At 46.9% G+C, this 25600-nt stretch carries 25 protein-coding genes; 16 read left to right on the top strand and 9 right to left on the bottom strand.

Going from position 1 to position 25600, the window contains the following annotated elements:
* Positions 1-605: 605 nt before the first annotated feature.
* Positions 606-1295, top strand: a complete 690-nt coding sequence (locus JWG39_RS10925; RefSeq protein WP_205219439.1) for a hypothetical protein — start codon at positions 606-608, stop codon at positions 1293-1295.
* A 12-nt stretch (positions 1296-1307) separates the two neighbouring features.
* Here the strand turns inward: JWG39_RS10925 and hflC are convergent, their stop codons facing one another.
* The 5 genes from hflC to JWG39_RS10950 all read right to left on the bottom strand — a co-directional run bounded on the left by hflC (position 1308) and on the right by JWG39_RS10950 (position 7464).
* A complete protein-coding gene (gene hflC, locus JWG39_RS10930; RefSeq protein ID WP_205219440.1) occupies positions 1308-2246 on the bottom strand; it encodes a protease modulator HflC in 939 nt (312 codons plus the stop codon).
* Entirely contained in the window at positions 2243-3367 is a 1125-nt protein-coding gene (hflK, locus tag JWG39_RS10935) for an FtsH protease activity modulator HflK (protein ID WP_205219441.1), read from the bottom strand. Before hflK ends, hflC begins: the two co-directional genes overlap by 4 nt.
* A gap of 97 nt (positions 3368-3464) precedes the next feature.
* Positions 3465-4361, bottom strand: coding sequence for a rhomboid family intramembrane serine protease (locus JWG39_RS10940; protein ID WP_205219442.1), 897 nt, complete (start codon positions 4359-4361; stop codon positions 3465-3467).
* A 199-nt stretch (positions 4362-4560) separates the two neighbouring features.
* Positions 4561-6513 (bottom strand): phosphoenolpyruvate carboxykinase (GTP), encoded by a 1953-nt coding sequence (locus tag JWG39_RS10945; protein WP_205219443.1) that lies wholly within the window; start codon positions 6511-6513, stop codon positions 4561-4563.
* A gap of 291 nt (positions 6514-6804) precedes the next feature.
* On the bottom strand, positions 6805-7464 hold the full coding sequence (locus JWG39_RS10950; protein WP_205219444.1) for a hypothetical protein: 660 nt from the start codon (positions 7462-7464) through the stop codon (positions 6805-6807).
* Between JWG39_RS10950 and JWG39_RS10955 the strand changes: the two genes are divergently transcribed.
* The 5 genes from JWG39_RS10955 to JWG39_RS10975 all read left to right on the top strand — a co-directional run bounded on the left by JWG39_RS10955 (position 7463) and on the right by JWG39_RS10975 (position 11071).
* Positions 7463-7615 carry a hypothetical protein gene (locus JWG39_RS10955; protein WP_205219445.1) on the top strand — a complete coding sequence of 51 codons (153 nt, stop codon included), beginning with the start codon at positions 7463-7465 and terminating at the stop codon, positions 7613-7615. The two genes, JWG39_RS10950 and JWG39_RS10955, sit on opposite strands and share 2 nt — an antisense overlap.
* A gap of 643 nt (positions 7616-8258) precedes the next feature.
* Positions 8259-9209 carry a hypothetical protein gene (locus tag JWG39_RS10960; protein WP_205219446.1) on the top strand — a complete coding sequence of 317 codons (951 nt, stop codon included), beginning with the start codon at positions 8259-8261 and terminating at the stop codon, positions 9207-9209.
* 62 nt (positions 9210-9271) lie between these two features.
* Positions 9272-10033 carry an IS1634 family transposase gene (locus JWG39_RS10965; RefSeq protein ID WP_205219447.1) on the top strand — a complete coding sequence of 254 codons (762 nt, stop codon included), beginning with the start codon at positions 9272-9274 and terminating at the stop codon, positions 10031-10033.
* A 7-nt stretch (positions 10034-10040) separates the two neighbouring features.
* Positions 10041-10472 carry a hypothetical protein gene (locus tag JWG39_RS10970; protein ID WP_205219448.1) on the top strand — a complete coding sequence of 144 codons (432 nt, stop codon included), beginning with the start codon at positions 10041-10043 and terminating at the stop codon, positions 10470-10472.
* Positions 10473-10588: 116 nt separating this feature from the next.
* Positions 10589-11071 (top strand): hypothetical protein, encoded by a 483-nt coding sequence (locus JWG39_RS10975; protein WP_205219449.1) that lies wholly within the window; start codon positions 10589-10591, stop codon positions 11069-11071.
* 209 nt (positions 11072-11280) lie between these two features.
* Here the strand turns inward: JWG39_RS10975 and JWG39_RS10980 are convergent, their stop codons facing one another.
* Positions 11281-11487 (bottom strand): hypothetical protein, encoded by a 207-nt coding sequence (locus tag JWG39_RS10980; protein WP_205219450.1) that lies wholly within the window; start codon positions 11485-11487, stop codon positions 11281-11283.
* A gap of 783 nt (positions 11488-12270) precedes the next feature.
* Between JWG39_RS10980 and JWG39_RS10985 the strand changes: the two genes are divergently transcribed.
* The 6 genes from JWG39_RS10985 (at position 12271) to JWG39_RS11010 (ending at position 18402) form a co-directional block, all read left to right on the top strand.
* Positions 12271-13302 (top strand): DUF3616 domain-containing protein, encoded by a 1032-nt coding sequence (locus tag JWG39_RS10985; protein WP_205219451.1) that lies wholly within the window; start codon positions 12271-12273, stop codon positions 13300-13302.
* A gap of 244 nt (positions 13303-13546) precedes the next feature.
* Entirely contained in the window at positions 13547-14641 is a 1095-nt protein-coding gene (gene yedE / locus JWG39_RS10990; protein WP_205219452.1) for a YedE family putative selenium transporter, read from the top strand.
* A gap of 14 nt (positions 14642-14655) precedes the next feature.
* Complete coding sequence (locus tag JWG39_RS10995; protein WP_205219453.1) at positions 14656-14874, top strand: sulfurtransferase TusA family protein; 219 nt, start codon at positions 14656-14658, stop codon at positions 14872-14874.
* Between the two features lie 36 nt (positions 14875-14910).
* A complete protein-coding gene (locus JWG39_RS11000) occupies positions 14911-15462 on the top strand; it encodes a putative Se/S carrier protein (protein WP_205219454.1) in 552 nt (183 codons plus the stop codon).
* The gene (locus JWG39_RS11005) at positions 15450-16313 is read left to right on the top strand and encodes an NAD(P)H-hydrate dehydratase (protein ID WP_205219455.1); all 864 of its coding nucleotides are present in this window, start codon (positions 15450-15452) and stop codon (positions 16311-16313) included. The genes JWG39_RS11000 and JWG39_RS11005 overlap by 13 nt, the downstream gene beginning before the upstream one ends.
* A 616-nt stretch (positions 16314-16929) precedes the next feature.
* On the top strand, positions 16930-18402 hold the full coding sequence (locus JWG39_RS11010) for a sulfatase family protein (protein ID WP_205219456.1): 1473 nt from the start codon (positions 16930-16932) through the stop codon (positions 18400-18402).
* Here JWG39_RS11010 and JWG39_RS11015 read toward each other — a convergent pair.
* Positions 18365-19669, bottom strand: a complete 1305-nt coding sequence (locus tag JWG39_RS11015; protein WP_205219457.1) for an MgtC/SapB family protein — start codon at positions 19667-19669, stop codon at positions 18365-18367. The two genes, JWG39_RS11010 and JWG39_RS11015, sit on opposite strands and share 38 nt — an antisense overlap.
* Positions 19670-19912: 243 nt before the next feature.
* Here JWG39_RS11015 and JWG39_RS11020 point away from each other — a divergent pair, with 243 nt between their 5' ends.
* The 4 genes from JWG39_RS11020 (at position 19913) to JWG39_RS11035 (ending at position 23489) form a co-directional block, all read left to right on the top strand.
* The gene (locus tag JWG39_RS11020; RefSeq protein WP_205219458.1) at positions 19913-20479 is read left to right on the top strand and encodes a hypothetical protein; all 567 of its coding nucleotides are present in this window, start codon (positions 19913-19915) and stop codon (positions 20477-20479) included.
* 633 nt (positions 20480-21112) lie between these two features.
* Positions 21113-22045: a hypothetical protein gene (locus JWG39_RS11025; protein WP_205219459.1), complete on the top strand. Its 933-nt coding sequence runs from the start codon at positions 21113-21115 to the stop codon at positions 22043-22045.
* 928 nt (positions 22046-22973) lie between these two features.
* Positions 22974-23144 (top strand): hypothetical protein, encoded by a 171-nt coding sequence (locus tag JWG39_RS11030; protein WP_205219496.1) that lies wholly within the window; start codon positions 22974-22976, stop codon positions 23142-23144.
* Positions 23145-23282: 138 nt separating this feature from the next.
* Positions 23283-23489: a cold-shock protein gene (locus JWG39_RS11035; protein WP_205219460.1), complete on the top strand. Its 207-nt coding sequence runs from the start codon at positions 23283-23285 to the stop codon at positions 23487-23489.
* A gap of 753 nt (positions 23490-24242) precedes the next feature.
* Here the strand turns inward: JWG39_RS11035 and JWG39_RS11040 are convergent.
* Both JWG39_RS11040 and JWG39_RS11045 read right to left on the bottom strand, forming a co-directional pair.
* Complete coding sequence (locus JWG39_RS11040; protein WP_205219461.1) at positions 24243-24809, bottom strand: YkgJ family cysteine cluster protein; 567 nt, start codon at positions 24807-24809, stop codon at positions 24243-24245.
* 385 nt (positions 24810-25194) lie between these two features.
* The gene (locus tag JWG39_RS11045; protein WP_205219462.1) at positions 25195-25485 is read right to left on the bottom strand and encodes a hypothetical protein; all 291 of its coding nucleotides are present in this window, start codon (positions 25483-25485) and stop codon (positions 25195-25197) included.
* Positions 25486-25600 lie beyond the last annotated feature (115 nt).

Here is a 25600-nt window from a genome sequence, read left to right on the forward strand (position 1 = left end):
TTGATCGAAGCGGTGGTGCATTGACCAAGGCCTGCTTTGTTGGTTTGAGTAAGTGTGTTTGTGATGGGACAGCATATCGCCGGGAGCGAAAAGTTACAAAATCCATCGTAACCTCCTTAGAAGATTAATCTTTTAAAGAGGGCAAACTCGGAATTTCACTTATTTGTCAAGAAAAAAGCTTCTCCTTGTAATTTATTTTTTTCTACATGCAAAATCTTAACCGGACACTACTGGGTTCTTTGATGTTCCCTGAAGACTTTTCGACAGGCGGGGCAGTCGTGATTACAATAGCTCACCTGCAAAAATGGTCAGTGTAAAAAACGGATAAAGGATACCTTGAAGAACCTTGTATTTCGTTTATATGCGAGGCACAGGAGAAATAACTTTTAATATCGGAGTCTGGCGCTTACCCGGAGTCTGGCGTTTACCTGGAGTCTGGCGTTTACCTGGAGTCTGGCGCTTACCAGCGAAGATAGATTTTTGACTGTAACGAAGAAGATGAGTGAGTATTCGATGTCCCCCTGAAATCGATAACAATAACAGCCGGTACCTTTACTCCACACTTTCAGGAGGGCAGGGTGCTGTTAATCAGAAAAGGAGCATGTATGAAAACAGAGAACCTTGTCAAAGAAATAAAGACATATCTTCCCTTTGCCGTCCCGGAGACAGACCAGGCGTCAGCCGTAGAACTGGTGGAAAAATATGGCAAGGATGAAATTGTCCTTTGCCTGTTGCGTGACTACTACACGGCTCTGCCCGATGCCTTTGAAGAGGCAGTAACCCGTGTGTCGGAACTCAGTTTCAAGCAGGATGTCCACTTCCTTGTTCTCACCACTACTGGCCATAGCTGGCTCTACGCGGTGACAGTGGACAGCGTGGCGTTGATCGGCGAATACGGTGTCGAGGTCCCCGGGGAGGTTCCGCCGGAGGTGATGTATTTTCTTGGCTGGAGCACGTTGAAAGAGTTTCATGAAAACTGCCCGTCAGTGGAGAAGCTGAAGGAGTATCCGTGGGAGGGTATGCCCCTCACTCACTGCCCGGTCTGTGGTGTTCCGGTGGGAGAGGAGCACCTGCTGGGCTGTGTGGTAGAGGTCTGCCCGTGGTGCAAAGGTCAGTTGAAGTCCTGCAACTGCCGTTTTGAAAAACTTGATGTAGAGGAAATTGAAACTGCGGAACAGGTGGCGACTTTTGCGGACCTGCTGGCTGAGAAGGGAAGGATTCCGTTCTTACCAGAACAGGCCCCTGCTTATCCGGGGACAAGCAGGGGGCTGGATGAAGGTGACAAAAAAGCTTAAAAGTCCTGCTGCTTATTTGCCGCTTACACTCTGTATATACTTGTAGAGTTCTGAATCCGATGAGAGAATCATCGTGGAATTTTTACCCACGATTTTGCTGTAACTCTCGAGGGTTTTCTGAAAAGAGTAAAACTCCGGGTCAAGGGAATATGCGTTGGCATAGATGGTGGAGGCTGCGGCGTCCGCCTTCCCTCGAATGGTCATTGCATCTTTGTTGGCGCTGGAGGTGATCTCCTGCAATGTCCGTTGCACCTTCCCGAGGATGTTGGCCTTTTCTCCTTCCCCGAGGGAACGCTTTTTAGCGGCAATCCGCTTCCGTTCTGAAATCATCCGGGCGTAAACTTTCTGACGCACCGACTCAATGTAGTTGACCCTCTTGATCATTACGTCAATCAGTTCGATGCCATACTGCACCGTTTCCTGCGACGCGGCTTCACGAATCAGACGAGTTAACTCGTCGCGGCCCAGTTTCGGCTTAACTCCGAGGGCATCCCCGGAGATGCTCTTGGACATGGTCTCGGGAGACCAGTCCGAACTGCGGATGATCTCAATCAGGTTGTTCTTACTGACATAGTCTCGTACCGTACCATCAATGATGTCGGAGAGCAGCGACTGTGCCCGCTTTTCATCGTTTACCGCCTGTAGAAATTTCAGCGCGTCGGAAATGCGCCAGCGGGCAGTGACATCAAGATAAATGTACGTTTTGTCATTCGTCGGGATCTGATTTGGATCTCCGTCCCAGATGAGGATTTTTTTCTCAAAAAGCGCGATTTTCTGGATGAACGGAATTTTGAGATGCAATCCCGCCTCAGTGACCGGCTCGCCTACCGGTGCACCGAATTGAGTGATTACCGCCTGACGTCCTTCCACAAGGATAAAGAAACCATCATAAAAGACGGCAATGGCGATCAGAATGAGGCCTATGAGGGCCAATGGTCCATACTTTTTCATGGCTTCTCCTTAGTGCTCTGCGGCAGTACAGGCTGGCCGAGATTGAGCAGTGGAATTGGCGATTGCTGCTGATTTTTATCAATGACATAAACGTTTTTCACACCTGGCATAACCTGCTCCATGGTCTCGATATACATCCGACGGCGGGTGACTACCGGCGCAACCTGGTAGGCCTTGAGAATGTCTCGGAAACGCTGGCTTTCACCAGTAGCTTCATTTATTCGTTGCGCTTTGTAACCGTATGCTTCTTCAACAATTTTCTTGGCGTTACCACGGGCTTTCGGAATCTCGCGGTTATAAACCTCCTGGGCGGTGTTGACCAGACGTTTCATATCCTGATCCGCCTCGTTCACTTCGTTGAAGGCTGGTTTTACAGGTTCAGGCGGGTTGATATCTTTGAACTGGACGGTCCCAATATTGATACCGCTGCGACCTTTCGGGAAGAGCCCGTCAAGCATATCCTGCAGCTCTTTCTTTACCCTGGCTGCAAGGAGTTCACGGTTACTGAGGACATAGTCAAAATCCATATTGCCCACAATTCGACGAGTTACACTCTCCGACATGTCGTGGATCGCCTGGCGGGGATTCTGGACGACAAAGAGCCATGCCCAGGGATCGCCAACGCGATATTGCACAATCCACGCAACGCTGATGACGTTTTTATCTGCGGTCATCATGAGGGCTTCCACGCTGGGATCATCGTCGCGGACGGAATAGTTACTTCCTCCGCGGGCACCGAAGCCGAACTCTTCTTTACGCACCCGCTCTACGTCAACCTTGGTGAGCTGGTCGACGTAGGGAATCTTGAAATGCAGGCCAGGCTGGGTGGTACTGTAATATTGGCCGAGGCGGAGGACAACACCCACCTTGCCGGGTTCAATTTTATAGAAAGAAGCGTATACGCCATAAAGGACCACGAAGGCGAGGGCTACAGCAAGCACCCGGCTGACGGCGGCAAAGGGTGATTGTGGTGAGCCTTCAGGTGGCGGGGTATTGATGGAACCGCCCTGTTTTTCATTGGAGAAGAAATCTTGCAGCCAGTCAATGAGCTGGGCAAGGAAATCCTCTGTTTTCTGCGGCTTTTTCTTGCCCCAGGGTGGTTGCTGATCCTGATTGGACATGTAAATTCTCCATGTTGTGGTGGTTGGTTGATAACGCATCTTTCAACCTAATAATTTGCAGGTCTGATTGCAATATAATCGTTATCAGGCCGGGGCTTCAACGAATTGAGAAAGCCATTCGCCAGCAGAGGATAACGGTAAAGAGTGAGGCGGCGACGAAAAGAGTCTGTAGAAAAGCGCTGCGCCGCCAGTGGTTAAACGCATCTAAATGAACAACGTTACCGACTGCAAGTCCCGTGAGCAGACCGAAGAAATGTCCACCGAGGTCGGTGCGTTCACCGCTTGAGCCGAGCATGGCGAGCAGGGAAAGCCCGCCCATCAGAGGCAGAAGCAGACGAACACATCGACGCCGCCATGATTCTCCTGCTTCTGTCGGGCGGCTCAAACCGATGGTACAGAGCATTCCGGCTACCGCAAAGAGGGCCGTGGAAAAGCCGACAAAAAGGTGGTTACCACCATGAATGAGAACATTGAAGAGGCTGGCCAGCGCGCCGGTGAAGAGAATGGCAGCGAACCCGAAACCGCTGCCGGTAATGGCGAAGAAGTAGTGCAGGAAGACTGCCCCGATGGCAAGATTGCTGAGCAGATGCAAGGCATCTGCATGGAGAGTGAGGGCCGTCACCAGTCGATACCATTGACCGTCGAGGATCTTGTCCGCATCCCCTGCACCGGCTGTAAACCAGATATTCCGGGTGTTCCAGTCACCGCTTTTCATATAAAAAAGGGCAAGGGCTGTAATGAATGTTGGCGTCATCGCCTTGAACAGCGGTTGAAAATCTACTGAGAGATTCACCGGTTTCGGCGGCGGCCAGTGGCGGGACTCTTCCTCATAGGCGGCAAGCTGATACTCGGCTTTCTCCAGCCAGCGGTGTTGAATATAAAGGGAAAAGTTGTGTCGGTCGATGATAACTACACGATAGGGCAGAGAGGCGGAAGAGAGGACGAGGGAAGACGTGTTGAGTTGCTCGGGATCGTGGAAATGGCGGAAGAGCATCTCTTCGTTTTCAGAACTATGGTCAGCGGGCGAAGGATTCAAAGCAATCGGGAGTGAAGTGTGAAAGAAGAAAAATTATCTTCACACAGTACAACACCCGCACCTTTCGTCAACTCTCCCCGCGCTCTTTAGAACGATGAAGTCCGCACAAAAAACCCGTCGCAGGAGGAAAATAAACCTGCGACGGGCTGCCAGAGAATTATTCAAATTCTTTGATTTGCACGATGGAACCAAATTTTTCTTTAAGCTTTATAAGCTCAGCGCGCTTTGTGGCGAGAAGATCGAAGAAGTGCACCGAAATGTGCTGCTCCTTACGGTATGCATCACTTTGCATATCAATGCGCTCAATGATTTTGTCTACATAGATGGCGAACTGCATGTCATAAATTTCGCGGGGATACTCTTTATCTATTCCGGCAAAAAGTTTTTTCAGATCTTCATATTTTGGCATGTATCCGATCGGGGTTTCCAGTGCCTGCACATCTCCGTGGACATAGAGGTCAAGCCAGCCAAGCCATACCTTCACATCTTTTTTCTCACCAAGCAGTCCGTCACCACTTCCACCACGATTACCATAGGTAAGGAAGTAATTGAGACCGGCGATGATCGGACGGGTTTCGTCAGAGAATTTCTTTGAGTTGAAGAATTGGAACTGTGCATTCATATAACCGGCGAGAGAACCGGGGATGAAGGGGGCGTTGGCCCATGGCTGACGGCGAACCCCTGAAACACCAACTTCCGTGGCAGTCGCTTTGGAAACAACAGAGGCACCAATAACTACGCCTTCATCGGAGTTACGGGCTACCCGTACCGGCGGCATGGTATCACCATCACGGCCGGAGTAGGTGATAACCTTTACCGGAACCCCTTTAGGATCTTCTGCCAGTTGAGTGTTGTGGTTGGAAATGGCAGAGGCAAGCAGGGTACAGCGGGAGTTCTTACTGGACATGGGAACGGGGTTGCCATCCTTGTCCTTTTTCCCTTCATACCACTCGCCTTGAAAATTAAATCCGGTGTTTGGGCAATTTTCACCGTTACCTACCCAGTAGGGAGAGCCATCGTTGACCATGACATTAGTCCAGATAACCTCAGTACCGTCACCACGCAGACAGTCCATCAGATGGGGATCACCTTCACGGTTGACATCCTGGAGAATTCCAAAGATGCCGTTTTCCGGATTGATGGCACGGAGAACACCATCCTTGTCAATCCATAACTGCGCGAGGTCGTCGCCGATAAAGTCAGAACCGACCATGGCAGTAGTTGTCTTGCCGCAGCCGGATGGAGCAGAACCACAGAAAAAGGTTTTGCGGCCGTTGGGGCCGGTCATGCCGGTGATAAACATGTGTTCGGAGAGCTGTTGTTCCCGCTTGTAGTAGGTGCAGTAGTCAACGGCGAAGCGGTGATTCCCTTTTTTCAGCAGCAGGGTATTCCCGGCGTAGGTGCAGTAGGTGCAATAGGTGGTGAACCAGCTGCGATCCATGAAGATACGCGCCTTCGGCACGTTTTCAGAGATATTCTCACCCTCGGAGTGAACGTTGGTGAAGAAGAAGCCAACACGTTCAACTTCTTTGTCGAAGTCGGCAAAACAGTTGCGGTAGAGAATCTCGGCGGAATGGAGAACATATCCGGAAGATGACATTTCAATAGCCGGGATAGCTCCCTCAGCGCCCACCGGACCACGGCTGTAAAAACCGACAATAAGAGTCATTCCCTCCATGATGCCGGGCATTTCCTCTTTCACATAGTCCATGGCATCTGTGCGGGAAATCCCCTTTGCCAGAGAATTCAGGCTTTCGCCTTCGTTGGTGATGTAGAAGGTCTGGTTGACAAGGCGGGCCTGATCTTCGGGAAGATCGAAGTGGATGGTGTGACCATCTTTGGTCAGTCGTTTCTCTTCTTTTTTGGCAATGGCATATTTGCGGATGCGATTACGGTCAGCTTCGGAACCACTGTTGACCAGCACTGTATCCGGGTTGCACATGACGATGGCATTGGCAATTTTAATCAATGCCTCTTCGTTTTTGATGGTGTTCAGCTTGGTAAGATTTTCACGGTTCAACTTGTCGGCGAAAACTTCCTGAGCCTGTTGCAGGGTTCGTATTCCACCGATAGTGGAAAGCAGATCTTTTCCTTTTTTTAATTCCAACATGACAATCACTCCTGTTACTGCAAAATTTATAGAAACGGACACCTATGGGGGCTGCTTTTCAGATGTCCATGAAGGGTTATCGATAACAATGAATATACTCCCCAAAATAACATTACTCTAACATAGTATGTAGCTTTAGAGGACGAGTCAAGAAATAACTGAACTAAATCATATAAAAAAATGATATAGAGATAAATTGTGTAATTCTATATGCTTATAGGATATTTCTCCACGGAGAGGGGACAAAAAGACAAAGAAAATGTCACCAAAAGAGCTGATATACGGTTATCTTTACCAGTTGTCTTCCCCCCAGGAATCTTCCTCCTTTTTATCAAAGTCCCAGCCGTCCATTTCCTCTTCCGGGCCCCAGCCGCCGATGCCGGCATCAGGCTTCCACTCTCCAGAGAGTTCGCGCTGTTCAAAGCCGACGATTTTTCCCTTCTCCTTTAATTCGTCATAAGCGGTGCTGGCAAGGGTGCAGCGGGGGGAAGAGGCAAGCAGTTCTTCAAGGCGATTCGAGACATAAACGCGCGGGACGTGTTCCTTCTGGATGGTTTTCCATGCTTCCTGATAACACTGCAGGCTCAGGGTGCGGGTCAGTTGCGGGTCTTTGAGCAGACGCTCGTGCATTCTCATGGCGACTTCACTCTGCGTGATTTTTTCCAGCTTCCCTGCCCGGCCGAGGATATAATAACTGCGGCGTGCGGCAACGCACTGGGGATCGGCGCTGAGCAGTTCGGATCGGCGCACGGCGGCCTTTTCGGCGGAGAGATCTTCCCGCATGACCTCGAGGGTGGCGGCGGCCATACAGTCGATGGTTTTCCCATGGCTGAATTCAGGATGTTCCATGAAGTAATCAGCGCTGTGCTCTATGGAGTAATTGGGATGCGCTGCACAGCCGCAGAGGGTGAGGGCTGCGGCAAGGGGGAGAAAATATGTGAGGGGTGTCATGATCTGTTCACCTGTGATGGAGGTTGGAGAATTGCGGGAGAGAGCCCGCACCAGTATTTCTTTTACCCTTGCTGGCGGAGAAAATCCAGCAGGAGAGTGCGAGGCAGGCAGTGGCGGGGAGGGAAGAAGAGATAAAAGTGCAGTTCACTGAAAGGTCGCTGAGATTGCAGCGCAAGCCTGCAGGGGATCTTGACAGGAGAGAAGAGGGCGTTTGCGCCGCAATTTAGCAAGAAAAATAGAGTTAATTGACACAAAGTGTGTTTATTTCCAAGCAATAGGATAATCTTATTATCGAATTGATTCACAAAGGTGCTCGAAGGCTCCGGAAATCAATTATCGGGTGTTTTAATGTCGGGCCGGGGAGGGGTGATTTCCTCTCTTTTCTCGAGAAGAAGCTGCGAATTCAAAGTAAGGCCTGCCTGGCAGTTCTACCTGATTTTGTGAAGGCCAACAGAATGGTGAACACCTTGAAGAACCTTGTATTTCGTTCATATTCGAAGCGCAGAAGGAATTTTACCGCATGCATATAAAGTTCTATATACGAGGATAAATTTTTGGCTGTAACGAAGAAGATGGGCGAAAGGCTGGTTCTTCAATGTTCAATGGTGTCTGACAGAGAAAAACAGGGTGAAACGACAGTAAGTGATATCAGATTGAAAATGACCGTATTTAATTGTATTTACATTCTCAATGCGCTGGTAATTGTGTGGATACCAGGGAAATAGATATTAACTTGTTATGTTTCAGACCAATGTCAGGTCTATCTGCTACTCTAAACAAGGAGGAAAAAACTAATGAATATCAAAGATCTTAAACCAGGTGACATTCTTCTCTTTTCAGCAGAGAAGGGAAGCTTTATTTCATGGGCAATAACATATTTAACAGATGCATCTGTAAGTCATGCAGCCATGTATTATGATGATAAAGAAAAATCTATTATTGAAGAAACACCCCCTCAGGTTACAACAAATAATGCAGATAAACGTTTTAAAGGAAGAAAAATTAATGTACGACGTCTAAAGGAAGACTTGCCTCTAGATCCTGTAATTGAAGCATCAAAATCTTATTTAAATGATAATGAGCCGTATGATAATAGCGGCCTCTATATCGTTGGTTTATTGTTGATGTATAAAAAGTTTACACCAGATAGTTTGGTACAAAGAGCGATGGTGAAAATTTTAAAAAAGATAACGGCATCTATCGTTAAATACTTAGAAAAACACCAATATCCAGATAAGTCACCAATGGTTTGTTCTCAGTTCGTTGCACAATGCTATGCTAAAGCTGGGGGTAAATATAAATTAAAAATTGAACATGGTGTTTTACAAAAAACGGCGACGAATCAGATTGACAGAAACAATAATATAATAGGCCAGGTAATGCAAATTATCGAGAATGGTGAAAGATCACATTTACAAGCCTTACTTACGCCAAATCTAAAAATACAGGATGACTCATCTCTCTCAGGAGAAGAACTGTGCAAAGAACTAAAAGATGCTTTTCATTTATTAAGTACCAACGCATCTTCTACGAAGATTACAGATGAGCTTGTGGAGGCTGTTGCTCAATTCGCCCATGCGTATGATTTATCTCTTTCAAATCCCCAAAAAATGAATGGCTCCCACCACAAAAACACACATGAAATTCTACAAAATATAAGTGACAATGAAAATATGTTTACATTTCCAGGAGATTTACTAAATCACTGCGATAGCCTTAAGGATGTTGGAGTAATTGAGGCATAGATATAACTCACCATTCGCGTAAAATTATTTCAATTTATTCTTTTTTTTGATTAACTGCCGAGATGACTACTATACCAAAAGTTTTAACCGAAAGAATTGATGATTTTGTCCTGCTGATTGGCCTTCTCAAACGAATGGGTGTGGTAGAGCTGTTTGATGCTCATCTCCCACGTCATGGGCATCATCAAGGTTTAGGCTGGGGGTGGATAGGTACTATTTGGCTTGCTCATATTATCTTTCAAGGTGATCATCGAAAACTCACTGTCCGTGATTGGGTGAGGCAAGCGCATTCTACTCTGGAAAAAATTACCGGACAGGACATCCGTGAAACAGATTTTACCGATGATCGATTGACTCTCCTGCTCAGAAAACTGAGTAATCCCGGACATTGGCAGGATGTCGAAATCGGGCTTGGGAAGAATTCTATTCAAGTTTACGATCTTGATCAAAAAATAGTACGTGTCGATGCTACAACGGTTTCTGGTTATCATGATGCCGGATCAGGCAGCTTGTTTCAATTCGGAAACAGTAAGGATAATCAGGCACTTAGACAGGTAAAAATCATGATGGCAGGCCTTGATCCCCTGGGATTTCCACTGGCGACATCAACAGTATCTGGAGAACGCGCCGATGACGGTTTATACGTTCCCGCCATTGATAAAGCGTTGAAAGCATTAGACAAAAAAGGACTCCTGTTCGTGGGAGACTGCAAAATGTCAGCGTTGGCTACACGGGCTCATCTGCATGGCCTCGAACATTGCTATCTCAGTCCTTTGCCTCAAACCGGTAAGACAGCCACCCAAATGGCTGTCTGGATACAGTAAGGCCTGGATGGAAGCCGAGAACTTCGTCCTGTTTTCAGCCGAAAGCTGGACAAAAACGGAGAGCAAATATCTCTTGGCCAAGGCTATGAAGTTAGATCCTGTCTTTGTCAAAAGAAATGACCAGGTTGAAGGTCTGACAAATCTTCTGAGTATAGCCTTGCGAGCCTTAACGCTGATTGAGTTTGTCGTTCGTCGAGGATTACAGCAAAATAGCGAAAAACTCACAGGCCTCCACGCAGAAAATCCCAAGAAGGAAACGGATTCTCCAACAGCGGAAAGAATCCTGAAGGCCTATTCCCATATCACTCTGACGATCATCGAGTTAGCCGGGCAAATCTTTCACCATGTCACACCACTTTCACCGTTACAAGTAAGGATGTTGGAACTCCCTGGTCTGGGACCAGAAGTCTATTCCGGCCTGGAGAGTAATTCCGGATAGTTTTTCAGTTTACGCGAATGGTGAGTAAATTGTTTGTTAGTAACCACATGAGGAGATGAATGATGTCTGATAACACAATATTTATAGCCCTTGCAGCAGTAGTTGCTGGAGGGCTCGTGGCTGCTATAGCATACTATATAGCCCGATTCATGCGTGGATCTCTCAAGCTTTCGCTCCCCCGGACGGTTTTTAATCCAGGAGATACCATCGCTGGCAGCTTTCATCTGCACACTAAAAAGGTCATTGAGGGCAATAATCTTATTGTGAGGCTGGTTGGAACACAGCACACTAAGACCTATGAGGATGGAGAATCGGAGACACATTCTCGTGAAATATACAGGGATGAAGTTTTTCTGGAAGAAGCAAAGGTGTACGCCGCTGGATCTACAGCTCAATATGACTTTGAAATCTCAACACCAAATGTACAATCTCCGGAATTCCTGAACTCTACGGCCGGTCAGTTTCTTACAGCAGCGGTCGGCCTCCTCAGCAATAAGTCAACGCATCTCAAGTGGGAGATAGAAGCTCGACTCGACGCAAAGGGCGTTGACCTGGCAGCGACCAAATCAATCTCGATCAATACGAGGCAACTGGTTTAGCTCAGGCTGGATTCAAGTAATAAGTGCAACACAGGGATATTAAAAAGAGTGAGCTGCAACTTCCGGGGGGGCGTAGGACTCTTGTGCGGCTGATACAAAGAAATATTTCACAACTTGCAAGAAACGGCAATTAAAGGGAGGGACGCTTTCTCTTCTTTAATTGCCGTTTGTCAGGTTTTTCTCTTATTTGTAAGTCAAGAGACTTTAGATCAGGTATCCAGCCAAATATCAGCCTCTCCCCCACAGTGACTGCAAACAGCGTGTCCTTTCGTCTTTCCTTCTTCTTTGCTGACCACCTTGGGGTTCGGTGCCTTTTCGTCAACTTGATCCTCTACCAGAGAACAGGTAATAGTCATTTCGGCTTCGCTGCCGCAGTTCTCACATTTACACACTTGTTTAAAAGTTTTTTCTGCCATCTGCATTCCTCCTGAGGGTTGAATGTCAGGGCTTTTCGCCCCTATGGTTTTCTTTATTTGTGCGTTGGGATATTGCACATACAAAGAAACTTCCGCAGAGAAATTCTCTTTATCTACACCCTTCGTCTGCGGGAAAAAAAATTCTTCTTCGGCCCCATATTTTGGGCAGGCCCAATCATCTGGAACATCTGAAAATCGGTTCCTGGAAGGAGGTTCTTTTCAGAATCTCCTTCTCCGGGTTATAAATATCGTGACAGGAACATTCCCGTTTCTATGCGTTCCCTGAACGCTCTTCCCTGGCAGGGAGCGTTGAACAACTGCCAGCTTAAAGCTGCCCGCCTGAAAAGTGTAGATGTAGAACGCTCAAAACGGACGAATTAAACTATGAAATAGAGTAAAGAATAATGGTAGAAATTATTCTTTCTGCTGTCAATAAAAAACGTGAAAAATCTACGAAAATATGGGGATATAACCACCTCTCCAAGAGGGTTTCCAAAAAGTAAAAGGGTAGAATTATCAGCATGGTACGTTTGAAAAGAGGGTACCTTGAATAATCGCCTGTTATCTTTGTTACAGTAAAAAATTTATCCCTGGAGGTAAGTGCTGAACTCCGATAGCAATTGTGGCTGTAATAAATTTCGTCCTGTGCCTCGAATATGAACGAAATACAAGAATCCAGGGTACTTGAAAACCACCTGGCAAAAAACTGGGAATAACAAAATGATTGAAAATGATACAAAAAGCATGAAGGGTGTCGGGCGGGCACGATTGCAGAAACTGTCTGTGTTCGTTTGTGTTGGGCTGCTGGCAGGGCTGTTGGGCGCAGCGACAGTGGCTGTTGCAGATAGCGAGTGGAAGCCCTTGATCTCAGAGGCAGACTCGTCAGTGGTCTACGAACCCTCTGCCGTTCGCCAATTGCCCGACGGAGGGCTGTTGCTCGTACAGGATGAGTCCGATGATCCCTTCGTAATAGTGCAACTTGCTCCGGATGATCGAGGAATTACTTTCCAACGCCCGCTCCTCGCTGAGCAGGATCAGCCGTCTGGGATATCTGGCCGGGCTGAGTCGCGGGGTCTGGAAGACCTGGAGGACCTGGAGGGACTGGCAGCTGGCATTGACGGTTACCTGTATGCGATTACCTCTCACTCCCACACCGAATCCGGTGAACGCCGAAAATCCCGCGAAAGGTTTGTGCGCCTGCGCATTGAGAGCGGGCAGATTCGCGATTATGCAGTTTTCGGCAAACTGCGGAAGGCAATCATTACGGCGTATCCTGAATTAAAAGCGGCAGCTCGCTCAGGTCACGACAAGGGACAGAAAGGATTCAACATCGAAGGTTTGTGTTCGCAGCGGGACAAGAGCCAGCTGCTTATCGGCCTTCGATCTCCGATCCTTGACGGCGATTCGCTGATTTTGGTTATGCGTAACCCGGCGGCCGTATTTGATCACGGTGAAGAGCCGATGTTTGAATCTGAACCATTGCGATTGAACCTGGACAAGGGAGGTATTCGTGCTATCACTTACGTGCCCAGACTCGACATCTATCTGCTGGTTACCCAAAAGGCCAGGAAGAAGGGAACATCCGATCGGCCGTTTCAGCTTTGGTTGTGGGACGGGCGCGATGGCGCTGCGGTGCGTCCACTTCAGATTCCTGACATAAGCCTCCGTAACACCGAAGGCATCACGCCCGTCCGCCTCGGCGGACGTGATTACCTGCTGCTGGTGAGTGATGACGGAAACCGCAGTCGAAATATTCCCGGTCACTATATGTTATTACCCCTGTCAGCCCTGGGGTTACCGTTGCAGCCTGAATAACCTGCATTTCGTCCATATTCGATGTTCCCTCATGTCACAATATCACACAATTTAGAAGAAGAGTTGACCACACAATAGATCTGCAGAGGACCCCAGATAGGGTATCCCTATGTGATTTGTGTTTTTGATCACAAATAACAATTAGAATTTGGGGAAGAAGTGTGACATTACTCTATTTAAAAATGAGTCATGATTCAGAAACATGTGATCTGTCTTTTCATCCACAATTGGAGGTTATCTGGAAATGGTTAAAAATGTTTTTGCCACCCGGTGGGGCATCATCGGAGTTGGCGCCTTTATCGGCATTGCAGCAGCCTTACTGCAAAAATTTGGGAATCCCGGAAACATGGGTATCTGTGTGGCCTGTTTTGAGCGTGATATGGCAGGTGCCCTGGGGTTTCACAGGGCAGCGGTGGTTCAATATATGCGTCCGGAGATTATCGGGTTTGTTCTCGGTTCCCTGATTGCAGCCCTCAGCTTTAAAGAATTCCGACCACGGTCCGGGTCAGCGCCCGTAGTACGGTTTGTCCTTGGCATGATCGCCATGATCGGCGCTCTGGTGTTTCTCGGCTGCCCCTGGCGCGCCGTGCTGCGCATTGCCGGCGGAGACTGGAATGCGGTTGTCGGTCTTCTGGGCCTTGCCACAGGCATCTGGATCGGGGTGCAGTTTTTGAAAAATGGCTATACCCTTGGACGAACCCAGCCAGGCCCCAAAGCCGCAGGTTTCACGCTTCCCCTTATCATGGTCGGCCTGCTTGCCCTCATGATCATCTACCCCTTTGTAGACGGTCAGGACAAAACCGGGGTGCTTTTTTACAGCCTCAAGGGACCGGGAGCCATGCATGCACCCCTTCTGTTCTCCCTTGGTATTGCTCTTGTGATTGGATTTATTGCCCAGAGAAGCCGGTTCTGCACCATGGGAGCCCTGAGGGACCTGATACTTTTTCGCCAGGTGCATCTGTTCTCCGGATTCATGGCTCTTCTGGTGTTTGCCCTGGGAACCAACCTGATTCTCGGTCAGTTTCATCCGGGATTTGAAGGGCAGCCCGTGGCCCATACCATGCATATCTGGAACTTTGCCGGCATGCTGGTGGCTGGTCTTGCCTTTGCCCTCGCGGGTGGATGTCCCGGACGCCAGCTTTTCCTCGCAGGTGAAGGGGACGGGGATGCGGCCGTGTTTGTATTTGGGATGATTGCAGGAGCCGCCGTTGCCCACAATTTCGGACTTGCAAGTTCCCCTAAGGGGGTTGGTCCTCACGGTATTGCAGCCGTTTTTGTCGGGCTGGTGATTTGTCTTTGTATCGGTTTTTTCATGAGAAGAAAAGTTCAGCAGGGTTAAAAAGGAGAGTTACGATGAGCGTTACCGTTGATGCCAGGGGGCTTTCCTGCCCCCAGCCGGTTTTGATGACCATAAATGAAATCAAGGGCGGATCAGAAAAGGAAATTAAGGTCCTGGTGGACAGCGAAGCTTCCAGGGAAAATGTCTCAAGGGCTGCCGTAAGCCAGGGATGTCAGCTTGTGGATATCACCCAGGACGGGGAGGAATACACCATCCTGCTTGCCAGAGATTGATGGGATAAAGATGGGACGAGCCGGAGTGTATCTGCCATGTTGATTCATCGTTTGCTTAATCGTTTTAAACGGCAGGAGCCGCCAAAAAAACGGGATGATCTGGGAATACTTGTGTTTGCAAACACAAGCGAGGTTATCCAGGCCGAAAGGGTGTTAAAGAAGGGGGGATGGCCTGTCCGGGTTATGGGGCCGCCACCGGGAATCCAGAGCGGATGCGATCTCGTCATCGAGTTCCCGTTGATGGAAGAACTCCATCTCCAGCGCCTGCTCACGGATGCGGGGATTCCTCCCCTTGAAGTGGTTCCGGTGAACGATCCTCTTTTAAAACCGGTGGATCTCTTTCACACGAAAGACTTTGGTGGTTATCTCATGGTCAGGGCCGCCAACATGAAACTTACCGTGGACAAGGAGAGTCTTGTCATCGTCAATGTTTCCGGGGGCGGGTGCCCGGACGTCCCCTGGCTTGCCGGTCTCATGGTGGGGCAGACTCTCATGGATACCCCGAGCCCCGGCACCATGGGCCATACCCTGTGTGGTTATGCCCTGAAACTTGCACTTGAGGAGGTAGAGCGACAATGCCTGCCATAGTTGGAACTGTTCCCGATGACGCCTTTCCCCTTGTGTCGGGAAAGGTGCGTTTAAAGGGGGATGTCCTTGAAATTCAAGGCCTTGATGTGCCTGTCAACCGGGGAACTCCGGCCCTTGCAGCTGCGGTTCTCAAGGCCTGCGAAGTCCTTGGAAATTGCGAGGTTACGGGATTTCTGGTGGGAGATATCGGGCTGGGAAAGGGCAGCCGCAAGCTTTACAGTCATCTTGTGGATCACCTTCCGGCCATGGAGATTCACACCCTGGCCTTTCACTATCTTCAGCCCGATGTGGACTGGCACAACCGGATTGTTTTTGCCGTGGAAGCCATGGCGAAAAAACCTTTGATGATCGCCGATGCAGGTTTCATGTATGCGGCCAAGATGAGTGGCCAGGCCGGTTTTTATGATCTCTTTACCCCGGATGCAGGAGAGCTTGCCTTTCTTGCCGATGAGACAGCCCCCCATCCCTTTTATACCCGGGGGTTTATTCTCCATGACGAAAACAGGGCCGAAGATCTTATCCAGCGGGCCTATTTCCACAACAACGGGGCAACCTGTCTCCTTGTAAAGGGAAAAAGTGATCATGTGGCCAATGAGAAGGGCATTCTGGCAACCGTCGACTCCCCGGAAGTTGAGGCCATGGAGGCCATAGGAGGAACCGGAGATACCCTCACGGGTATCGTAACGGCTCTGGTGGACAGTGGCATGGCCGTCCCCCTGGCCGCAGAAATTGCTGCAAAGACAAATCGCCTTGCCGGGTTTTATGCCAACCCCACCCCTGCCTCGTCGATCGTTGAGATAATACACCAGATTCCAAGGGCCCTTGCCGAGGTGCTGGCCGCCACTTCCTGAACTTTTGCTACACATCCGCCATCACTGTGATTGCGCATGTTTGATTGTGCAGATCTCAGACAGAGATTTCTGGTGCCCTGAATCGTTCTCAGGATTCAAGGTACCCTGACATCTCTTTTTTTGACTTAAATATCAACAATGCAATATAATACCATTTACACTTTGTATTAACCAGAAAACGCGACTACGTAGACATCTTTTTTGGCGATTACGAATGAGTAATAATTCGTGTTTATCCGTGTCCATTCGTGGTTCCTTTTGCATTTTGTAACCACGAATGGACACGAAGAACACGAAGGAAAGCAAAAGCGGAAAGACTTTTTGCCAACGAATAACTGCTCGAATAAGGCGAATAAGGGCAAAAAGCATTTGAAAACAAAGAATTTTTCTATTTAAAGCGGGAAAGGCGAAAAGCGGTAAGGCAATTGGGGGCGATTACGAATGAGTAATAATTCGTGTCCATTCGTGTTCATTCGTGGTTCCTTTTGTAGTTCGTAACCACGAATGGATAAACAGGATGCAAAACGGGGTATAACTTAATAGGAATGGTATAATAGCTTGGTTTGGCCCCGAGTTTTGAGTTCCCTGGTTATAAAAGGTGTTCGGAGATATAAATATGAAGAGATACAAGCGACGAGATTTTCTGATAACAACTGGACTGGTCGCAGCAGCAATGCTGGTGCCCTGCTCTTTGCTCACCCGGGAAACCAGGACCAGGCCTAACATCCTTTTTCTGCTTATCGATGATCAGCGTAACGATACTTTGGGCTGTGCGGGGCACCCAATTATCAAAACCCCCGTCATTGACGACCTTGCCGCAAATGGTGTGCGGTTTCAGAACGCCTTCGTAACAACCTTCATCTGTGCAGCCAGCCGTGCGTCCATTTTGACAGGTTTGTATGAAAGAACCCACGATTACACGTTTGGTAAACCGCTACTCAGTGCAGCTGTCATGTCGAAAAGCTATCCGGCTCTTCTGCATAATGCCGGATATCGAACCGGTTTTATCGGCAAATATGGGGTCCAGACCATGGGCAAACCAGAGCCCAGGATGTTTGACTACTTCGAGCCGCATAACCGCAATCCCTATTTCAAAAAACAACCAGATGGCACAATCAGGCATGAAACAGAAATAGCTGGTGACAAAGCGATTGAATTCCTGAAAAGCAATCCCAAAGGAAAGCCCTTTTGCCTCTCCATAAGTTTCAATGCAGTTCATGCAGAGGATGGTGACAAGAAGAATCCCTACCCATGCCCTAAAGCCGTGGAGGGGATGTACGACAATATAGAGATCCCGCCTCCTCGACTTTCAGACCCGGCTATTTTTAAAAATCATCCGCAGTTTTTGAAAGAATCTCTGAACCGCCAACGTTATTTCTGGCGCTGGGACACCCCCGAGAAATACCAGAAATTCATGAAGGACTATTACAGAATGATCAGTGGCGTGGATCGGGTGACTGGTCGCATCGTCAAGGAACTGGACAACCTTGGCTTTTCAGACAACACCGTTATTATCTACATGGGTGACAACGGATATTATATGGGAGACCGCGGTTTTGCCGGGAAATGGTCGCATTACGAACAATCACTCCGAGTTCCTCTGATTATCTATGACCCTCGCCTGCCTCAGAAGAAACGCGACATCATTAATGACAAGATCGCCCTGAATATCGACGTGCCTGCTACAATGCTCAATCTCGCCGGAGTCAATATTCCCCCTCATTGGCAGGGGTGCAGTCTGATGCCATTACTGCAGGGCCAAAGCACGCCTGACTGGCGAACTGATTTCTTCTGCGAACACTTGATGAACCATAAAGATATTCCAAAATGGGAAGGCGTCCGGGGAGAACGTTATGTTTATGCCAGATATTTTGAGCAGCAACCAGTCTTCGAGTTTCTACACGATCTTAGAGCCGATCCGGACCAACTTATCAATCTTGCCTCAAATCCCGAATACAAAAACGTCCTTGAGCGGATGAGAAAGAGGTGTGATGAGTTGAAAGACAAATACGAAAAGGCCGAACAAATGGAAAGCAAAGCATTTGAGAAGGCTAAAAAAGTAACAACACCCCCAGCCCTGCAATGGTGACAGCCAGTAAGATGCTTCCCACCCGAAGCCCAAATTTCCATCCGCCTGAAAAAAAGGCAATACCGCTTTTAACAGCACTGTTGGCAACTACTGCAATCGTAATGCCGACAGCTCCGACAGTATGGCTCAGCTGGGCAGTTTGGGTCTGCTCTGCAATGGAAAGCGTAATCGGGTCCACATCCGCCAGTCCGGAAACAAGAGAAGCCAGGTACAACCCCTTATCCCCCAGATACATTTGAGCAATTTTTGCAACGAAGAGGATACACACAAAAAACAGGGAAAACTTGATGGCCGGTCCAAGAGAGAAGGGGTTTTTCAAGTCGAGTTTTTCTGATCCTCTCGATTTCCCGGGAGCGTTGTTTTTTGATCGCAGCCACAACAGGGTTACCGCAACAGCAGCACCGGCGGTCATGGTGCCAAGAGACCATACCAGCTGCATCATTAATGCGTGGTCCAGAATGGCTGCCACTACCAGAACCCGGCAGAACATGGTGGCATTGGCGATAATGGTCGCAAAAGTACACTGGTTGAGGAGAGCGGGGGTCTGCCTGGCCTGGTTTGCCATCGCTGCCGTTACCGCAGTTGAAGATGTAAGACCACCAAAAAGTCCTGTCAGGCCCAGGCCTCTGTCAACACCGAGAAATTTGGTCAAAAAATATCCCACAAAGCTGATTCCGGATATCAGGATAACGAGAAACATGACCTTGTGGGGATTAAATACGCCATAAGCGTCTAATGCCCGATTGGGAAGAATGGGTAGAACTATGAGAATAATGGCCAAAAATTTTAAAGTATCTGTCAATTCAACCCGCTTTAATTTCAAAAGGACCCGACCCATGGACCTTTTTAATGCCAGCAGGATTGTAATGAGCAGTGCCAGCACACCGGCCTCAAGGGGCCAGGTATAGCAGAGAGAGCCCAGACCGCAGCAGATAACAGCAGAAATCTCCGTCGTAATCCCGGGATCGGTATGTCTTGTTTGGGAATAACTGAAGAGAATAAATGCGATTAGTCCGGCAACGATGACCAGCGCGATAAACGGCTGCACAGCACCGATCATGGCGGCAGAAAATCCGCCGAGGGAAAGAATGGAAAATGTTCTCACCCCTATCAAAATATCCGGAATCTCCCGTTTTTGCTCTGTGTCCGTGGCATCTGGATCACATGGAGAGCCAAACGGGGGGGTAAGGGATCGTTCCAGGCCAATGAGAACACCAATGCCCAATGCGTAGAATATCTTCAGGAGAATGGATATGTCTAAATTCATTTTAACCTTTCGGATTGAACATATTTAACCAACCACGATGTTTTTCAAAGGCAGTAACCTGTCCCGATACATCCCGGCGCCTCATGTATTGTCACAATATCACAATTTGCAGGAAGAGTTGACCACGCAATACACCGGAAAGGTTCCCTTACGGGGGATCTCTTTCTGTTTGTAAATGAGTCATGAGTCATGATTTAAAAAAATGATTTTGTATTCTACTTCATAATTGGAGGTGATTTGTAAATGGTTAAAAATATTTTATCTATAGTATTAGTCTTAACTCTTTTCGGTTGTGCTGATGTTCAAATTGACAATAACTGTCAATTTGTTGATAGTGAAGAGATTTGTTTGGGAAGTTCTACTCTTCCAAATAATATAGCCAATAAATTTGAAGCAGTCAAAGATAAAACGCTTTTGAATAAGGCCTTGGGAAGTCCTCAAAAAGGGGCTCTTTGCCAGGGACAAGTTTATAAAAGTAAAAAAGGCTCAAAAATTATTCTTTATCGAGCGTGGAACAGTACTAACCCTAGGAGTAAATTGGGCCAATGGTGGGCATTTAATAAACCTCTTGGTGAAATTTCGAAATATCGTTCTGATTATGAAATATGCTATCAATGGTCACCTCTGGATAAATTAGTTCGTTGCACTCTCAAGGATGATATAAAAGTTGTTGTCGGTACTGGGCAAAGCGCTGAATGTTCTGAATATTTAACGTATCCTGTTTCCGATAAGCAACAAATTTATATAGATGATCCTGCCAATTCACTCATTGATTGTACTATATTTAGTGGTGAATTCAATTGGAAGTAATCCCGTCGAAAACGACAAACTTAACACGCCGATCCACTGGACGCTTTGATCTTGTCACGATTTCTGTAAAAAGCGCTCAAAAACAGCGCTCATCCCAGGCACCAGCAAACAAAGCATTCTCGGCGACTGTGTCTTTTCGTAAAACGACTGGTTCTGACGGTTCATCATCTTATCATCTCCTGTCTTATGCTCAATCACGATAAAATTTTGTTGCATTGACATTGCACTGATAATAAGGTATGCCCGTATATAAAAATCGAGTAAACTTACTAATACCATTTACACTTTGTATTAACCACAGAACGAGACTACGTAGGCATCTTTTTTGGCGATGACGAATGAGTAATAATTCGTGTCCATTCGTGGTTCCTTTTGTCGTTTGTAACCATGAATGGATAAACAGGAGATAAAACGGGGTATAACTTAATAGGAATGGTATAATAGGTGCATTGAAACATCCTGCATTCGTTCCTTCGAGGCTCAGGTTAAATTTTATCATAAGTATATGATATTGATATCGAAGTCTGGCGCGTACCTCTGAGGATAATTTTTTGAATGTAAGGAAAAAAATGGGTAAAAGAGTGGTTCTTCGATATTCCCATATAATAGATAATATAATTCAGGAGGTTTTTTATGAAATTACATTTAGGAGAAGCCTGGGGCGTGCTGATGAAAACGCTTCCGTGTGTACTGGTTCGCATAGCCGTTTACGCTATTGTTGCTCTTGGATCGGCCATCTATGTCGGCGTATTATTGCTGATGGCAAAGGTTTTCGGAGGAGCTGGCGGCATTCTGGTCCTGGTTGGGATCGTGGTCTTGTTCGGTCTGTTGAAGTTGCTGCAACGCTATGTTCTGTATCTTATAAAAGCCGGACATATTGCCGTTATTACAGAGATTCTGCAAAATGGCCAACTGCCTGAAAATGTTGGACAATTCGTTTACGGAAAGAACGTTATAACTGGTGTGTTTAAAGAGGTCTCCGTTTTGTTTGCTGTAGATCAATTGGTTTCAGGAGCTATCAAGGCCTTTAATAAAACAGCCGTTCGAGTGGCAGATCTGATACCTCTTCCAGGAATTGAAGCTGTTGCGAAATTTGCTGGCATGATTGTCAATTATGCCGTCACGTATGTGGATGAAACCATTTTGAGCTTTAACCTGACCCGTAAAGATCGCAATATTTGGAAAAATGCTGAAACCGGTTTGGTACTGTATGCCCAGAACTGGAAACCGATACTTTCAAATGCGGTGGCGCTGGCTGTGATCAATATCGCAGGTCTGGTGGTCTGCGTCCTCATCATGCTCATTCCTTTTGGCATTCTGGCGGCAATCACCAGCAACGAAACGTTAAAAATAGTATGGCTGTTTCTGGCGCTGGCGTTTGGATATGGCCTGAAACTCTCCATTATTAATCCTTTTTGCCTGATTTCTACAATCATCGCGTACAACCATGCGATTGAAGGGCAGGAGCCAAATGTGGAATGGAAACGCAAGCTGGAACAGGTGTCGGAAAAGTTTCGTGAATTGCAGTCAAAAGCTGCAGACTATGTATCTCCTCCGCCAGCATAAGGGTACTTTGAATACTCACCCCTCTTCCTGGTTACAGTAAAAAAAATTATCCTTGGAAGTACGCGCCAGACTTCGATATCAAAGTTATAGGCAGTACATTTTCTCCGGTTCCTCAAATATGAATGGATGCAGGTTGCTTCAAGGTCCCCGATACTCCGACATCCACGCAGTATCAACACCATGGTCATGCCGATGCTCGCATCATCTGCAGGGAAAATGCCTCTTCAAGACGTAACTCCATGGAACAGGTTGTCAGCAGGAAAACACGAGAGCCGATTTTTGGGATTGTACCGAGAATACGTTTGATTTCCGTCAGGGAAGTAGAGCAAGGATGATTTTGACCTGAGGCGGCTTGACAATGTCCATCTATTGCCTACACTGTTCCGTTTGACTGTGCTCCAGAAATGACTTTTGAAGAGTTGGAGGGAAACTTCCAATTCTTCCCTTTTCTGGTTGTCCGGGCCAGCAATCGAAGGCCTGTCGACGCGACGGACAGCTCGGGAACAGGCTCTGATTCCTGGGTCACTTTTGCCCTGTAGTATACGCAGCTTCAGGTGCTGTTGGTAAAGAGTCGCAAATCGTTTTACTTCAGTGCCCTTCATGGTATAGTCTTCAGTGATGTACGTGTCCAAAATCAGATAAATACAGGAATATACACCACTTTAATTTTTTCCCGCCGCGGGCGCGGCTTCGGCCAATACGTTGTTGCACTCAAAATCGATACAGTTGTCGCGATTTTTGCTAAAAAAAAACAGCGTCAGCTTACTCAATAGTGAACAAAGGCGTTATGTGTCCAGGGTGAAAGAGCACTCTTGCCCCGGTGACCTCTCGTAACTTTGATATTGTGCAGGTGCTGTGAAAGCACCATCGGTTGAAAAATGCCGTATGTCAAACGCACCAAAACTAAAATTATAGAGAGAGAATACGAATGGCTAAACCCAATTACACTTTTGAAAAACGCCAGAAAGAACTTGCCAAAAAGAAAAAGAAGGAAGAGAAGCGTTTGCAAAAAAAAGCAAGAATCGACGAGAGTCAGCCGCAGGACGTTCAACCTATGTCAGGTGACGACGATAAAACGGCAACAAAAGGTGATGCATAACACAAGAATCAAGCGTAGCTCCGGGGAAACGGCGGCAATTCTTCTGACGTTATGAATCGTGTTGTTACATGATTCTATGAAAACATTAGAATAATTAAAGTCAATGAAAATACTAAAGACACAAAGGAAAAACACAACATGAGTACAGGTACAGTAAAGTGGTTTAATGCAGACAAAGGTTTCGGTTTCATCGCTCCTGACGACGGAGGCAAAGATTTGTTTGTCCATCATTCAGAAATCCAAAGTGGTGGCGGCTATGCTACTTTGAGTGACGGTCAAAAGGTTGAGTATATCGAGGGCGAAGGCAAGAAAGGACCCTGTGCAACCAAAGTTTCTGCAGTATAAAAAAGCAAAGCAGTACATAAGCAGACGCGCCACCCGGCCAAAAAACGCAATGCGGTTTTTGGTCGGGTGTTACCCTGGGAATCAAATTCCCAGGGTCTCACAGAACTGTATATGAAATTTTTTCCTCATACGGCTCTTCTTCCCTGTTGATCAGGATCTGTATTATCAGTATGTTCATCCTTGTGGGTCCTCCACATGGATTTCCCTTTAGCATCAAAACGACAGTTTCCCACCTTCCTGGTTACAGGTAAAAAATTATCCTCGGAGATAAACGCCAGGCTCCGATATCAAATTATACCGGTAATGAACGGTACGCCGGTATAAGTACCTTCACGTTTTTTACTGACCAGAGAACGCGACTTCGTGGATATCTTTTTTGGCGATTACGAATGGGTAATAATTCATGTTTATTCGTGTCCATTCGTGGTTCCTTTTGCAATTTGTAACCACGAATAGACACGAATTTTCACGAACAGGGACAACACATTAAACGAAAACGTTTGTATCCGAAGTTAAGCCGTACAGTGCATCAGGATTATGAATCAACTTTGGGAGTCATTCGAAAGTCGGGGTTAAGCGTTTTACGCTCTAATACATCAATTACCTCAAAGCAACCACAAGGGCATTCTCTTATGGTTTTTTCAGTAATAATTCGTGTTTATTCGTGTCCATTCGTGGTTCCTTTTGTCGTTTGTAACCACGAATGGATAAACAGGATGCAAAACGGGTTACAACTTAATAGGAATGGTATAATTATTTTTTTGGGAATACATCTCTAATATCATGAAGTTTATTTGAACCACTTTCCGCTCTTATAAGATTATAACTTTTATCTAATTTGGGCCATGCAAGAAGTTGCAACTTATGTATATGTGCATTGTCTTCAGTGCAAATGCTGTTATCTGGTGTGAACATTACATGACGGTGACAAACGTATGGTCGTGATTCATAGATTGAACAGGCCTCATTTTTTAAAAACAGGCATGGAGTACCGACCCTTTTCTTATCTGTATCAAATTGTTCTTTTCTTTTTATACCCTTATTTTTTTGTTCGATGAACTGTATTTCAATATCACTGATTGTTACGTAGTAAGAACAACAATATGAGCAACCCTTTTTACACGTTGTGTATTTATTTATGTGCTTATACACTTCATCCATAAAGCTATAGAGTTTTTCAAGCTTCTTTAAAGGTGATAATTGTGATTTTTCTATTTTTAGAAAAAAATCATCCTGGAGTTTTTCCAGATCCTCAGGGAAAGAATCTGTCATTTTTTTTATATTTATCTCAGTTGCATTTCTAATTTCTTTTATGTCCACGAAGTTATTTCCTTTCAGTGGCTGACGTAGCTCTTCAGCCGTGCGCTTTCTGCGTCGGCTGAAGAGCCACGTCAGCTTCATGTATATTTTTAACGACTAAAAAATAGAGATTCTTTCAATCAACGCCATTCCAAAATGGGTAATCGATATCAATAAATTCGTATTCATATTTTTCAGGGGAACATTGTTCTGCCCCTGAGATCAACAGAGAACAGGATGGCAAGGCGAAAACGGATTGTGAGCACAATGCCGTCAGGAGATTTTCGGGCAAACCACGGCAGGCTGGCCTGCCCAACACCCCAACCTCCATTTCATTATCAACGAGGATGCCCGAGGTCCTGAGAGCGGAACAGGTGACAAAACAGGGGACAGGCCACAATGTTAATTAATCGATCAATACGGTGATCGACATTGACATCGTGATCTGTCCCCTGTTTTTTTTCACCGTGAAAAATTGTTCTTTCACGGTGTTCAGCAATGTGTTGGGACTATCTCTGGCTTCCACCAAATCCTCCGCCACCTCGGCCTTTGCCCCCGCCAGTACCATCCCGACGTCCTTTACCGCCACCTCGGCCCAGGCCTCTGCCCTGGCGCTGAGGAGAACCGGATTGTGTATCTTCGTTTTCTTTCTGAACAGTGTTTTCGGACTTTCTTTCGTTTGGATTTTGAGATCCATTTCCGCCATTCTGTCGCATGCTGGTACCTCCAACCTTTAAATTTTTCTGGGGCATCCTTACACTTTTAGCTCTCTTTTCGCTATAAGTATATAGCAGTAGAATATGACCGAGAAA

The organism is Desulforhopalus vacuolatus (assembly GCF_016918505.1).
Taxonomy (GTDB): Bacteria; Desulfobacterota; Desulfobulbia; order Desulfobulbales; family Desulfocapsaceae; genus Desulforhopalus; species Desulforhopalus vacuolatus.